The sequence below is a fragment of the Methylobacterium sp. 88A genome, from assembly GCF_000376345.1.
In the GTDB taxonomy this organism is placed as follows: Bacteria; Pseudomonadota; Alphaproteobacteria; order Rhizobiales; family Beijerinckiaceae; genus Methylobacterium; species Methylobacterium bullatum.
Genome location: NZ_AQVT01000001.1, coordinates 3103465 through 3116319, shown reverse-complemented (window position 1 = coordinate 3116319; position 12855 = coordinate 3103465). Strand labels below are relative to the sequence as shown.

The 12855-nt window shown below is 66.9% G+C and carries 10 protein-coding genes; 8 read left to right on the top strand and 2 right to left on the bottom strand.

Annotated features, from left to right (window positions below; all coding sequences use genetic code 11):
- Window positions 1–80 precede the first annotated feature (80 nt).
- The 6 genes from A3OM_RS0115000 (at window position 81) to rpmG (ending at window position 8768) form a co-directional block, all read left to right on the top strand.
- Window positions 81–1373: a YjgN family protein gene (locus tag A3OM_RS0115000; protein ID WP_026176063.1), complete on the top strand. Its 1293-nt coding sequence runs from the start codon at window positions 81–83 to the stop codon at window positions 1371–1373.
- The gene (locus A3OM_RS0114995; RefSeq protein ID WP_018044579.1) at window positions 1373–2470 is read left to right on the top strand and encodes a M48 family metallopeptidase; all 1098 of its coding nucleotides are present in this window, start codon (window positions 1373–1375) and stop codon (window positions 2468–2470) included. Before A3OM_RS0115000 ends, A3OM_RS0114995 begins: the two co-directional genes overlap by 1 nt.
- A gap of 158 nt (window positions 2471–2628) precedes the next feature.
- Window positions 2629–5856, top strand: coding sequence for an efflux RND transporter permease subunit (locus tag A3OM_RS0114990; protein WP_018044578.1), 3228 nt, complete (start codon window positions 2629–2631; stop codon window positions 5854–5856).
- The gene (locus A3OM_RS0114985) at window positions 5853–7196 is read left to right on the top strand and encodes an efflux RND transporter periplasmic adaptor subunit (protein ID WP_018044577.1); all 1344 of its coding nucleotides are present in this window, start codon (window positions 5853–5855) and stop codon (window positions 7194–7196) included. The genes A3OM_RS0114990 and A3OM_RS0114985 overlap by 4 nt, the downstream gene beginning before the upstream one ends.
- Window positions 7197–7319: 123 nt before the next feature.
- Entirely contained in the window at window positions 7320–8501 is a 1182-nt protein-coding gene (locus tag A3OM_RS0114980; protein WP_026176062.1) for an MFS transporter, read from the top strand.
- Window positions 8502–8600: 99 nt separating this feature from the next.
- Window positions 8601–8768 (top strand): 50S ribosomal protein L33, encoded by a 168-nt coding sequence (gene rpmG, locus A3OM_RS0114975; protein ID WP_018044575.1) that lies wholly within the window; start codon window positions 8601–8603, stop codon window positions 8766–8768.
- Window positions 8769–8845: 77 nt separating this feature from the next.
- On the opposite strand, the gene A3OM_RS0114970 is transcribed toward rpmG, so the two are convergent.
- Window positions 8846–9481, bottom strand: a complete 636-nt coding sequence (locus A3OM_RS0114970; RefSeq protein WP_018044574.1) for a general stress protein — start codon at window positions 9479–9481, stop codon at window positions 8846–8848.
- Window positions 9482–9531: 50 nt separating this feature from the next.
- Window positions 9532–9921 carry a hypothetical protein gene (locus A3OM_RS0114965; protein ID WP_018044573.1) on the bottom strand — a complete coding sequence of 130 codons (390 nt, stop codon included), beginning with the start codon at window positions 9919–9921 and terminating at the stop codon, window positions 9532–9534.
- A gap of 361 nt (window positions 9922–10282) precedes the next feature.
- On the opposite strand from A3OM_RS0114965, the gene A3OM_RS0114960 reads away from it, so the two are divergent.
- Complete coding sequence (locus A3OM_RS0114960; protein WP_018044572.1) at window positions 10283–11281, top strand: calcium-binding protein; 999 nt, start codon at window positions 10283–10285, stop codon at window positions 11279–11281.
- A gap of 188 nt (window positions 11282–11469) precedes the next feature.
- Window positions 11470–12855 (top strand): glutathione-disulfide reductase, encoded by a 1386-nt coding sequence (gor, locus tag A3OM_RS0114955; RefSeq protein ID WP_018044571.1) that lies wholly within the window; start codon window positions 11470–11472, stop codon window positions 12853–12855.

Here is a 12855-nt window from a genome sequence, read left to right as displayed (position 1 = left end):
GGCCGATCTAAAGTCACGTCGGCGGGTAGCCTCGTCTGAGACGATAGGCTTATATGTCGCCTCCCGAGAGAGGAGGTATCATGTCGCAGCCGCCAATGACCGACACGCGATCCGGGATGGACCGCTCCGGCCCGATCACCTTCGACAGGACACTCCAGGGCCTCACCGGCATCGCCGTCCGTGGCTTCCTCCTGTCCCTCGTCACCTTCGGCATCTACCGGTTCTGGTACATCACCGAGTTACGGCGCTACTTCTGGAACCGGACAATCGTCAACGGCAGCCCGGGCGAATATACCGGAACCGGCAAGGAGTTGTTCCTCGGCTTCCTCGTCGCCGTCGCCATCCTGATCCCCGTCTACGTGCTGATCTTCATCGCGACGATCTCCGCGCCCTGGCTCGCGGCCTTCGGCAGCGTGCTGTCCTTCCTCGTCCTCTACGTCCTCGGCCAGTTCGCGATCTATCGCGGCCGGCGCTACCGTGCCTCGCGCACCCTGTGGCGCGGCATCCGCCTCGGGCAGGACGGATCGGCGATCACCTACGCGCTGATGGCCATCGGCTGGTCGCTGCTGACGCTTCTGACCCTCGGCCTCGCCTTCCCCTTCATGCGCGCGAGCCTGGAGCGGTACCGGATCAATCACACCCTGATCGGGTCGAGCCGGATGGAATCCACGGCGAGCGGGCGCTCGCTGCTGCTGCCCTGGCTGGCCTTCTACGTGGTGGTGCTCCTGCCCATCGGCGCCGCGCTGATCGCCTTCCTCGTGGCCGCCGATTTCACCATCCCCGACGACCTGTTCATCCCCAAGGAGGGGGGCAAGCCCGGCGAGACGGAGTTCAACAGCGATTACGAGGGCACCCCTATCGCAACGTTCGGGGAGCTCTTCCTCACGACGCTGGGGATTACCATTCCTCTCGGGCTGCTGCTCATCCCCTTCTACCGGGCGCGGGAGACACGGCTCTTCATGAACGCGGCCAGCCTCGGCCCCGTGCGCCTTTCGTCCACCCTGAAGGCCCGCCAGTTCTACTGGCCCTATCTCGTCTATCTCCTCTCCGTGATCGGATTCGTGCTGATCCTCGGCCTCGTCATCGGCGGCGGCGGCCTGCTCCTCCAGGCGCAGGGCATGGAAAGCGGATTTCATTGGGCGCTCTTGTTCGGCATGGCATTCGGCTATCTCGGCGGCGCGCTGTTCTTCGCGGTCCTCTATGTCCGGGTCATCACGGCGCGGCTCTGGGCCGCGGTCGCCATCACGACGGTGGTCGAGAATGCCGGCGGCCTCGATGCCGTGCTCGCGTCGAGCCGGCGCGTGGGCAGCGGCCTCAACGAGGGCCTCGCCGACGCGCTGGATGTCGGCGGCGCCCTCGAAGTGGGGTTCTAGTGCCGGCACAAGCGGTCCACGGCACGTACTACGATGGCTTGAGCGCCAGGGCCCATCCGGTGACCCTGGTCCTCGAGGACAGCCTGGAGATCACCGGGCGGGACCTACGCCTCGCCTGGACACTCGCCGACCTCGCGGCCGGCGACACGGCCGCCCCGCTCATGCGGGTCGGCCCGGCGGGACGTGCCGAGCGGGTCGATTTCACCGACGAGACTCTGGCCGCCGCACTGAAGGATCGCTGTCCGGACCTGTACCGAACCGACTCCTCCGCCTCGGGCGGTCGCCTGCGCCTCGTCCTGTGGTCGATCGCGGCCGGAATCTCGGTGATCGGTCTGGCGATCTACGGTGTCCCGGCCATTGCCGTGGGTCTGGCACCCGTCATCCCGGCGGCGATCGAAGCGCGGCTCGGCGGCGCGGTGGACGGGCAGATCGGCAAGATCCTGGGCGACCCGCCGGTCTGCGACGATGCCCCGGCGCGGGCCGTCCTCGACCGTCTGATCGAGCGGATGACGGCGGATGCCGGCCTGCCGGTCGATCCGGTGATCAGCGTCCGCCGGCACGCCATCGCCAACGCCCTGACCTTGCCCGGCGGGAGGGTCGTCGTGCTATCGGACCTCATCGATCAGTCCCGGACGCCGGACGAGTTCGCGGGCGTGCTGGCCCACGAATTCGGCCATGTCGCCGCGCACGATCCCATGCGCGCGCTGCTGGCGGCGAGCGGAAGCTCGTTCCTCCTCAGCCTCGTGCTCGGCGACCTGACCGGCTCCACGATCGTCGTCGCGGTGGGACAGGCCGCCATCTCGGCCGGCTATTCGCGTGAGGCGGAGAACGCGGCCGATTCCTATTCGGTGGAGGTCATGCGCCGGTCGGGCGGGGACGCCACGGCGCTGGCGACAATCCTCGAACGCATCGCCAAGGACGACGAGAAGCCCGAGTTCGCGGGCCTGCTCCGCAGCCATCCCTTCACGGTGGAACGCGCCAACCGCATCCGCGCGATGGCGGGCTCGGAGACGGTGGGCCGCCGCATCCTCGATGAGACGGACTGGACGACGCTCAAGGGCATCTGCCGCAACGTGCCGGCCAAACCCGCGAAATAGGCGCGGTCCTGGGCGGAGCGTCTCCGCGTACCGGTTACATCCGGAAACAAATATCCCGGCCCGGTCCGCCGCTTGCGTCGCGGCGTCACGGCTACAGATCACCTCGTCGCATGCGACGAACGTGGTACACCAGCCCGAACAGGTTGCGCGGATACCGTATGGGCCTCGTCCAGTATGCTCTGAAGTTTCGCATCACGATCTACGTGCTGGCCGTGCTGATGATGCTCGGGGGAGCGGCCTCGGTGATCGTGGCGCCCAAGGACGTGCTTCCCACCGTGGACATCCCGGTGGTCGTGGTGGTGTGGACCTATACCGGCCTTTCGACCTCCGAGATGGAGCGTCGCATCACGACCTATGCGGAGTTCTCGCTCTCGAACAACGTCAACAACATCGCCCGAATGGAATCGACGACGCTGCAGGGCACGGCGATCCAGAAGGTCTATTTCGACCAGTCGGTGAGCATCGATCTCGCCATCGCCCAGACCGTCTCGGCGATGAACTCGATCCGCTCGACCATGCCGCCGGGGGTGCAGCCGCCCATCGTCCTGCGGTTCTCGGCTTCCTCCGTCCCGGTGATCCAGCTCTCGCTCTCCTCCACCAGCGAGAGCCTGACCAAGGTCTACGATTACGCGCAGTACCGCATCCGCCAGCGCCTGACCCAGGTGCCGGGCTCCACGCTGCCCTCGCCCTTCGGCGGCACGCCGCGCCAGATCATGGTCGATCTCGACCTCCAGGCCCTGCGCGCTCTGGGCCTGACGGCACTGGACGTCACCAACGCCATGACGGCGCAGAACCTCACCGTGCCCTCCGGCCTCGCCAAGATCGGCGAGCAGCAATACCCGATCCAGCTCAACGCCACGCCGGACGCCATCGAGGCGCTCAATCAGGTGCCGATCCGGGTGGTCGGCGGACAGCCGGTGCTGGTGCGCGACGTGGCCAATGTCCGCGACGGCGGCCCGCCGCAGGTGAACATCGTGCGGGCCGACGGCCTGAACTCTGTGCTGATGCGCATCTTCAAGAACGGCACCGCCTCGACCCTCGACGTCGTCAACAACGTGAAGAAGGCCCTGCCGGACATCCGCGCCGCCGCCCCCGAGGGCATGGCGCTGCGCGAATTGTTCGATCAGTCGGTCTTCGTCTCCGCCGCCATCGAGGGCGTCATCCACGAGGCGGTCATCGCCGCCGCGCTCACCGGCCTGACGATCCTGCTGTTCCTCGGCTCCTGGCGCTCCACGATCGTGGTGCTCGTCTCGATCCCGCTCTCGATCCTGACCTCGCTGTCGATCCTCACGGCGCTGGGCGAGACCATCAACGTCATGACGCTGGGCGGACTCGCCCTGGCGGTGGGCATCCTCGTGGACGACGCCACGGTGGCCATCGAGAACACCTACCGGCTGTTCGAGGAGGGGGAGCCGTTCCGCAAATCCGTGGTGGAGGGCGCGGCCGGTATCGCCAAACCCGCGCTGATCTCGACACTCTCGATCTGTGCCGCCTTCGTCTCGGTCTTCGCCCTCACGGACACGCCGAAATACCTGTTCACGCCCCAGGCGCTCGCCGTCGTCTTCGCGATGCTGACCTCCTACGTCCTGTCCCGCACCCTGGTGCCGGTGCTGATCGACGTGCTGGTGGCGCGGGAATACGAAGCGCATCACCGCAAGGGCGGGCAGGCTCCGCGACGGGGCCGCGTCGCCCGTGCGCTGGGATGGCTGTTCGGGCCGCTCTTCCGCCTCGCGGGCTGGTTCCGGCGGGGATTCGAAGCCCGGTTCGCCCGCTTCCACCGTAGCTATCTCGGACTGCTCCACGTGGTCCTGCGCCGCCGCGTCGTCACGCTGGCCACCGTGGCGGTGATCTTCGCGGGCACGGCGGGCCTGTTCGGCTTCGTCGGCCAGGATTACTTCCCGCAGGTCGAATCGAGCCAGATGACGCTGCATCTGCGCACCCGCCCGGGCATGCGCATCGAAACGGCGGTGCAGACCTTCGCCGAAGTCCAGGCCGTCGTCCGCGAGGTCATCCCCGAGGGCGAGATCGACCAGGTTCTCGACAATCTCGGCCTGCCCGCGAACAACTACAATTTCGCCTTCTCGGACGGGTCGTTCGTCGCCAACAACGACGGGCAGATGCTCATCAACCTGAAAGAGGGCCACGGCTCGGTCGCGGGCTACACCAAGCGCCTGCGCGAGGTGCTGCGCGAGCGCTTCCCCGACCTGATCGTCTATTTCCAGCCATCCGACATCATCACGCAGATCCTCAATTTCGGGACGCTGGCGCAGATCGACATCCAGGTCTCGGGCCGCAACACCGCCAAGGACCTCGCCGCCGCGCAGAACATCGTCCGTCGCCTCAAGGAGACGCGCGGGGCGGTGGACGTCCATCTCCACCAGATCGTCGGCACGCCGCAATTCTTCGTCGATGTCGACCGGCGCCTCGCCTCCGAGCTCGGCCTCACCGAGCAGCAGATCGCGCAGGGCCTCAACGTCTCCCTGTCGGGCTCCTTCCAGGTGACGCCGAATTTCTGGACCGACCCGAAGACCGGCATCCCCTACCAGCTCTGGGTGCAGACCCCGGAATACCGCAACGACAGCCTCACGGCGATCCAGAACACCCCGCTCCTCGTCAGCGGCAATTCCGATGCGCCGGGCGTGCTGACACTGCTCTCCAGCGTCTCCACCATGCGCCGCGAGGGGTCGCAGACGGTGATCAACCACGTCAACACGCAGCCGACCTTCAACATCTACGCGGCGGTGCAGGATTCCGATCTCGGTTCGGTGGCCAGAGACATCCGCCGGATCGTCGAGGAAGAGCAGAAGGCCCTGCCGGCTCCGGACAAGATCACCGTGCGCGGGCAGATCGAGAACATGCAATCGGCCTTCTTCCGCATGGGAATCGGCCTCTCCATCGCCCTGGTGGCGGTCTATCTCCTCATGGCCGTGAACTTCCAGAGCTGGGGCGACCCGCTCGTGGTGCTGGCGGCGCTCCCGCTCGCCTTCTGCGGGATCGTCGCGAGCCTGTTCATCACCGGCACGACCTTCTCGATCCCGTCGCTGTTCGGGGCGATCATGTCGGTGGGGATCGCGTCGGCCAATTCCATCCTCCTCGTCACCTTCGCCAAGGAGCACCGGGAGGCGACGGGCTGCAGCGCGGCTGAGGCGGCGTTGCTCGCCGGCGAAACCCGCCTTCGGCCCGTGCTGATGACGGCGGGCGCGATGTTCCTCGGCTTGATCCCGATGGCCCTGGGCACCGGGGAGGGCGGCGAACAGAACGCGGCGCTGGCCCGCGCCGTGATGGGCGGCATCGCCATCGGCACGCCCTCGACCTTGCTCTTCGTGCCCTTCCTCTACACCCTCCTCAGGCGGGGCGAGGTCAAGCCGCTTCAGGATTACGCATGAGCGGGAACAGCCCTGGTGACGCGATCGATGAGAAGACCGGCACGGTGACGGCTCATGGTTCGAGTCATGGATCGGGGCGAGGCCCGGCGGAGATCCCGCCGCCGCCCGGGAAGGGGCCGTTCCTCATCGCCGGGCTCATCGCCGTCGGCCTGCTCGGCTGGGGCGGGTACGGTCATTGGCAGAAGGCCGCCGCGGCGCAAGAGACGCAGCGCAAGGCCAGGGATTTCGTGCCGAAACTGCGGACCATCCCGGTGGAGCGGGCCGACCAGCCCATCGACATCACCCTGCCCGGACAGACCGACGCCTTCGCCAGGGCGTCCCTCTTCGCCCGCGCCACCGGCTACATCGCCGAGCGCCGGGTCGATATCGGCACGCGGGTGAAGCAGGGCGACATCCTCATCCGCATCGCCGCCCCCGATCTCGACCAGCAGCTGGCGCAGGCCCAGGCGCAGGTGGGCCAACTCGAAGCCCAGCTCCTCCAGGCCAGGGCGATGGTCGATCAGGCGAAGGCCAACGTGAATCTCGCAACCGCCACCAACAGCCGTACCTCGACCCTCGCCGTGCAAGGCTGGGCCTCGAAGCAGAACGCGGACAATTCCCAGGCGAGCGTGCTGAGCCAGGGCGCGAGCCTCGCCTCGGCGGAAGCGGGAGTGAAGGTGGCCGAGGCCAACATCAAGGCGCAGCGCGCCACCGTGGACCGCCTGAAGGCACTGACCGGCTTCAAGGACGTGATCGCCCCCTTCGACGGTGTCGTGACTGCCCGCAGCGTCGATATCGGCGATCTCGTCCAGGCGGACGGTACCGGCACCGCCCTGTTGTCCATGGACCGGGACGACGTCCTGCGCGTGGTCGTCAACGTGCCCCAGAATCTCGCCGTCGGGGTCAGTCCGGGCGTCGCCGCGACGATCAAGGTGCCGCAGATCCCGGACCGGACCTTCTCCGGCAAGGTCGAGCGCAGCTCGGTCGCCCTGCTGACCTCGTCCCGGACCCTGACCACGCAGGTGGACGTTCCCAATGGCGACGGCAGCCTGCGGCCCGGCCTCTACGTCTACGTGACGCTGAAGGTGCCGCGGACGGGAAGGAACGCGGTCATCCCGGCCGAGGGCCTGGTGTTCAATCAGCGCGGCACCCAGGTCGCAATTTCCCGCGACGACGGCACGGTGGAATGGCGCGGCGTCCATATCCAGCGCGATCTCGGCACCACCATCGAGATCGACCAGGGATTGGACGGGGGCGAGCAGATCGTCCTGAGCCCGCCCGTCGACCTGCGCGATGGCCAGAGGATGGAGCGCCAGGCACCCAAGCAAGAGGGAAAGCCCCTGAAATCGGCGGCGCGGTAGCACCGGCTGGCCGGGGGCGCAGCCCAGCCCAGCCGTCCGGCAGGTTCCGTGGAAGGGGGATGATGGCGTAGAGCCTCACCCTCCATGCGCCCTCTCGCGCATCCCTCGGAACGGCCCTGGATCATGCTCGACCGCCCCGCCTCGGACACGCTCGATCGCGCGCATGTGGCGGCGATGAGCGCCGCGATCACCTGCGTGGCGGTGGTCGGCATCGGCCTCAGCCTGTCGATCCCGCTCCTCTCCCTCGAGATGGAACGCATGGGCGTGTCGAGCACGGTCATCGGCATCAATACGGCGCTGGCGGGTCTCGCCAGCATCGTTACCGTGCCGTTCGTGCCGCGTCTGGCCGCGCGGATCGGCGTCGTCCGCCTTCTCATTCTCGCGATCGTCATCGGCGCGGCCTCCCTCATCGGGTTCAAGCTGCTCCACGACATCCGCTGGTGGTTCCCCCTCCGCTTCGTCTTCTCGGCGACGCTGGGCGTGCTCTTCGTCCTGTCCGAGTTCTGGATCAACGAGGTCGCGCCCCCGGCCCGGCGCGGCCTCGTCATGGGCATCTACGCCACGGTGCTGGCGCTGGGTTTCGCGGTGGGACCGACCCTCCTCGTCGTCATCGGCACCCAGGGTTACGCACCGTATTGCGCCGGTGCGGCTCTCTTCCTCCTCGGGACCGTGCCCATCGCCCTGGCGCGCGGCCTGGCGCCGGTGATCGAGGGAAAGAGCAGCCGAGGCGTTCTCGGCTATATCCGGCTGGCGCCGGCCGCCATCTTCGCGGCCCTGGTCTACGGCGCCGTCGAGACCGGGGGATTCGCCATCCTGCCGCTCTACGGCCTGCGGATCGGGCTCGACGCGGAGAGTGCGGCCGGGCTCGTCAGCATGCTCGCGCTGGGCCACGTCCTGTTCCAGATCCCGTTCGGCCTCCTGGCCGACCGGTTCGACCGCCGCCACCTCCTCCTCGCCTCGGCGCTGGGTGGCGCCATCGGCGCGGCCTTGATCCCGGCGGCCTCGGCGTCCCCTTTCTGGCTCGCCGTCCTTCTACTGATCTGGGGCGGCCTGACCGGCACGCTCTACACGGTCGGCCTGGCCCATCTCGGGGCCAGCGTGCGCGGGGCCGAACTCGCGGGCGCGAACGCCGCCTTCCTGATCTTCTACAATGTCGGCCTGATGGTCGGGCCGCCGATCATCGGCGGCGGCATGGACCTGATGCCCCCTCAGGGGTTCGCCCATGCCATGTGCGGCGTGCTCGTCGCTTATGCCTGCCTCGTCCTGTGGCGGCTTCGGACAACCGCCCCGGCCTTGACGAAGTGAGCCCGATGAGGCAATGACCGCGCGGAATTCAGCCGGTCCGTGCCGGCCATTTTGCGTTTCGCTCAAGCGGAATGCCGCCACCTTCAGGAGCACCGCGCCATGGCCAAGGCCGTCACCGTTAAAGTCAAGTTGATCTCGACCGCCGACACCGGCTACTTCTACGTCACGAAGAAGAACTCCCGGACGCAGACCGAGAAGCTGTCCATGAAGAAGTACGACCCCGTCGTGCGCAAGCATGTCGACTTCAAGGAAACCAAGATCAAGTAAGCCGCGTCTCCTCATCGAGACGGCACAAAAAAGCCGCCCTTTCGGGCGGCTTTTTCCGTTTGGGATCGGTGCCGGTATTACAGCGACGCCGTGGGGTAGGAGCGCACACCCGGACGGGCTCCGGGGACCGTGGTGGCATCGGAGGGCGTCGTGGTCGGCGCGGTCCAGCCATCGGCCTTCCAGCCTTCGGCACGCTCGGTGACGTTCACCGAACCGTGCTCTTCGAGCACGTCCATCACATGCGATGCGCGCGCATCGTCGGCCTTGACGGTGACGAGGGTACCGCCCCGGCGCACGCCCTCGCTGTAGGTATGGGCATCGGCTTCGCTCAAGCCCGCGCCGGTCAGGCCGCCGACGAGGCCACCGGCCGCGGCACCGATGCCGGCACCGGCCAGGGTGGTGACGAGCCAGCCGGCGGCGACGACGGGGCCGACGCCCGGGATGGCGAGGAGGCCGAGCCCGGTCAGGAGGCCGGCCGCGCCGCCCAGCAACGTACCGACGCCCGCTCCGGTGCCGGCACCCGTCGATGCCGTCTCGGCGGTGTCGGTGCGGGTATGATCGGCGGTGGTCACGAGTCCGGCATGCCGGTCGTTCTCGTTGCTGCTGACGATGCTGATGTCGCTGTGGCTGATGCCCGACGCTTCGAGCTTGGCGACGGCCTTGCTGGCGTCGTCATACGAATCGTAGAGTGCCGTAATGGTCTGGTATGCCATGGGATCGTTCCTCTCACTGTATCGACAGGTCGGCAGCTTCAGGGACGCGGCTAGTTGGCCGCGACGTTGCCCTTGAAGTCGACGCCGACGGTGACCGGCTTGCCGTTGAGCGTCGCCGCCCCGCGCCAGATGCCCTTGTCGTCCTTCTTGAGTTCCTTCACGTCCTTGTAGCCCGCCTGCTCGAGCCGGCTGCGGGTCTGGCCCTCGGTGAAGCTGTTGGCGCCTTCCTCGAGCTTGGCGTTGGCCGCTGTCGCCTGTGTGGTGGCGGGGCGGTTCGCGTCGGGCTTGTCGGTGTTGGGCCGCGTCACGGATTCCTGTCCGCCGGACTTGGCGCTCGTCTCGGCGTCGGTGGCGGGCTTGCCGGTCACAGTGGTCTGCGCGTAGGCCGCGCTCGAACCAAGAATCGCCACAAAGGCGAGTGTAGCCAGCTGATGTCGCATGATAATCTCCCTCATCGGACCCATTCAATTCCGATGGAAGCCAAAGCGTTCCGTAGATATCACGCGATACACGGCCGCTAAGCGTAACTGGGATCGCGGCCGTCTCGAAAAATATTTAGCGTTACCATTGCAACCATGCTTCAGGCCGCCACCCATGGCTCAGATGCATGTCGATATCGCCAGGCTCCTACCTGCGATCTTACCGGAGCGACCACGTCGAAGGAGGCTTCGTCCCGGTCCGGCACGTCGCAATTGTGTGAATGTACAACGCTCTTAGGCCCGGATACCGAGCGCCCAGGCGATGATCCGGCCATAGGCACTGTCAGGCCCAGACATCGCTGCTCGAACACGGGTGGAAACGATGGCGACGTACAGCGTCTACGACAAGGTCGATTTTCGAACGCTGGATATCTGGCAACTCGATAAGACGGGTGGACTTTATTACGATACTGGCCCGACCGGATACGAGCTCGATTTCAACGATCGCACGGCCATCCTGGTCCAAGGCCACGATCTGACTTACGCGAGGAACGGAGACCCTACATCGGGGACGACGACGGCACTCGATTACGACGACGGCGCGGGCCTCTACAGCACGCTGCGCGGCATCGACGTGACGGTCGCCCACGAGAAGACATTCTTCGATCACAACGACACGCAATACGTGCTGAAGGACATCTTCGCCGGGAACGACACGATCAACGGATCGCGGTATTCCGACTATATCGATGGATATACCGGTGCCGATACGATGAAGGGCGGCGATGGTGACGACGTCTACATCGTCGATAATTCCGGCGATCGCGTCATCGAGCGGAGCTTGAACGGCGTCGACCTCGTCAAGTCCTCCGTGTCCTTCTCCATCGGCGGCCAGTTCATCGAGAACCTCACGCTCACCGGCACGTCGGCGATCAACGGCACCGGCAACACCGGGGACAACGTCCTCACCGGTAACGCCGCCGCGAACACGCTGAAGGGCGGCGCGGGGGACGATGCGCTGATCGGCGGACGCGGCCGCGACGTTCTTCTCGGCGGGGCGGGCGACGACACCTTCCAGTTCAAGTCCATCAGGGACAGCGCGGCGGGCGCCGAGCACCGAGACCAGATCTCGGATTTCACCATCGGTGCCGACCATATCGATCTGCACCTGATCCAAGCCGTGACGGGCGCGACGGGCGATCAGCCTTTCAGCTTCATCGGCGATGCCGCCTTCAGCAAGCAGGCGGGCCAGCTCCACGCCCTCGTTTCAGGCAGTGCGACGATCGTGGAGGGCGACGTGAACGGCGACGGCAAGGCCGACTTCCAGATCTCCCTCAAGAACGTGGTGGAGACCCTGCACGCAAGCGACTTCCTCCTGTAGCCGGCACCTCGATCGGACGTCGAGCCCCGGGCTGGGCAGCCATCCCAGCCCGGCGGAATCATCTGCGACGATGGATTCTCGGCGTTCGGCAATGACGGACATCGTGTTCCTGCGATAGAGCGGACGGAACCAGCCCCGCGTTCGGCCCGGACCGCCGAACCCCTATCCGTCACTGTGAGGAATCTGCCATGACCGACGAGTTCGACGTCGATCTGTTCGTCATCGGTGGTGGCTCGGGGGGCGTGCGGGCGGCACGCATCGCGGCCGGCTACGGCGCCAGGGTGAGTCTCGCCGAAGAGTACCGGATCGGCGGCACCTGCGTGATCCGCGGCTGCGTTCCGAAGAAGCTCATGGTCTATGCCGGGCGCTTTGCCGACGAGTTCGAGGACGCGGCCGGATTCGGCTGGTCGGTGGGCGAGCCGCGCTTCGATTGGAGCGTCCTGAAAACCCGCCGGGACGCCGAGGTCTCGCGCCTCGAATCGATCTACGACACCAATCTCGAACGGGCGGGCGTCACCGTCATCGCGGAGCGGGCCGTCATCGAGGACGCGCATACGATCCGCCTCGTCGCCTCGGGGCGCCGCGTGCGGGCGAAATACATTCTCGTGGCGGTGGGCGCGTATCCGGTGAAGGTGCCGGTCATTCCCGGCGGCGATCTCGGCATCACCTCCAACGAGGTCTTCGAGCTGGAGACCTTGCCCGAGCGCATCCTCATCATCGGTGGCGGCTACATCGCGGTGGAATTCGCCAGCGTCTTCGCGCATCTCGGGTCGCGCACGACCCTGCTGCACCGGGGCGACCGCCTGCTGCGCGGGTTCGACGAGGAGGTCCGTGACGCCCTCGGCCTCGCCTTCGACAAGCGCCTGGATCTCCGGCTCGACCAGACGGTGGAGCGCCTCGAACGGCGCGACAGCGGCATCGCCGCCACCCTGGGCGATGGCAGCGTCATCGAGGTCGACCAGGTCCTCGTCGCCACGGGGCGCAAGCCGGCGGTGAGCGGCCTCGGCCTGGAGAATGTGGGCATCGAGACCGACGAGAGCGGCGCGATCCCGGTGGACGCCTTCTCGCAGACCAGCGTGCCCTCGATCTACGCGGTGGGCGACGTCACCAACCGTGCCGCCCTGACGCCCATCGCCATCCGGGAGGGCCATGCCTTCGCCGACACCGTCTTCGGCGGCAAGCCTTGGGCAGTGAACCACGACCTCATCGCCACCGCCGTGTTCTCGACGCCCGAAATCGGCACGGTGGGCCTCACCGAGGATCAGGCGCGCGAGCGGTTCGAGGCGGTCGACATCTACAAGTCGAGCTTCCGCTCGATGAAAGCGACGCTCTCCAACAGCGCCGAGCGTGTCCTGATGAAGATCATCGTGGATTGCGCCAGCGACCGGGTGCTCGGCGTCCATATCGTCGGTCACGATGCCGGCGAGATCATCCAGGCGGTGGCCATCGCCGTGACGATGGGCGCGACGAAGGCCGATTTCGACAGGACCATCGCGGTCCATCCCACCGCGGGCGAGGAACTCGTCACCATGCGGGTGCCCGCCGTGACCAAACGGCCGGAGGGAGTGGGTTAG

Bases quoted from the DNA above. Each gene is read 5' to 3' on its own strand.
- A3OM_RS0114965 (WP_018044573.1), bottom strand. From the start codon at position 9,921: ATGCGACATCAGCTGGCTACACTCGCCTTTGTGGCGATTCTTGGTTCG.
- A3OM_RS0114970 (WP_018044574.1), bottom strand. From the start codon at position 9,481: ATGGCATACCAGACCATTACGGCACTCTACGATTCGTATGACGACGCC.
- rpmG (WP_018044575.1), top strand. From the start codon at position 8,601: ATGGCCAAGGCCGTCACCGTTAAAGTCAAGTTGATCTCGACCGCCGAC.
- A3OM_RS0114990 (WP_018044578.1), top strand. From the start codon at position 2,629: ATGGGCCTCGTCCAGTATGCTCTGAAGTTTCGCATCACGATCTACGTG.
- A3OM_RS0114985 (WP_018044577.1), top strand. From the start codon at position 5,853: ATGAGCGGGAACAGCCCTGGTGACGCGATCGATGAGAAGACCGGCACG.
- A3OM_RS0114960 (WP_018044572.1), top strand. From the start codon at position 10,283: ATGGCGACGTACAGCGTCTACGACAAGGTCGATTTTCGAACGCTGGAT.
- A3OM_RS0114980 (WP_026176062.1), top strand. From the start codon at position 7,320: ATGCTCGACCGCCCCGCCTCGGACACGCTCGATCGCGCGCATGTGGCG.
- gor (WP_018044571.1), top strand. From the start codon at position 11,470: ATGACCGACGAGTTCGACGTCGATCTGTTCGTCATCGGTGGTGGCTCG.
- A3OM_RS0115000 (WP_026176063.1), top strand. From the start codon at position 81: ATGTCGCAGCCGCCAATGACCGACACGCGATCCGGGATGGACCGCTCC.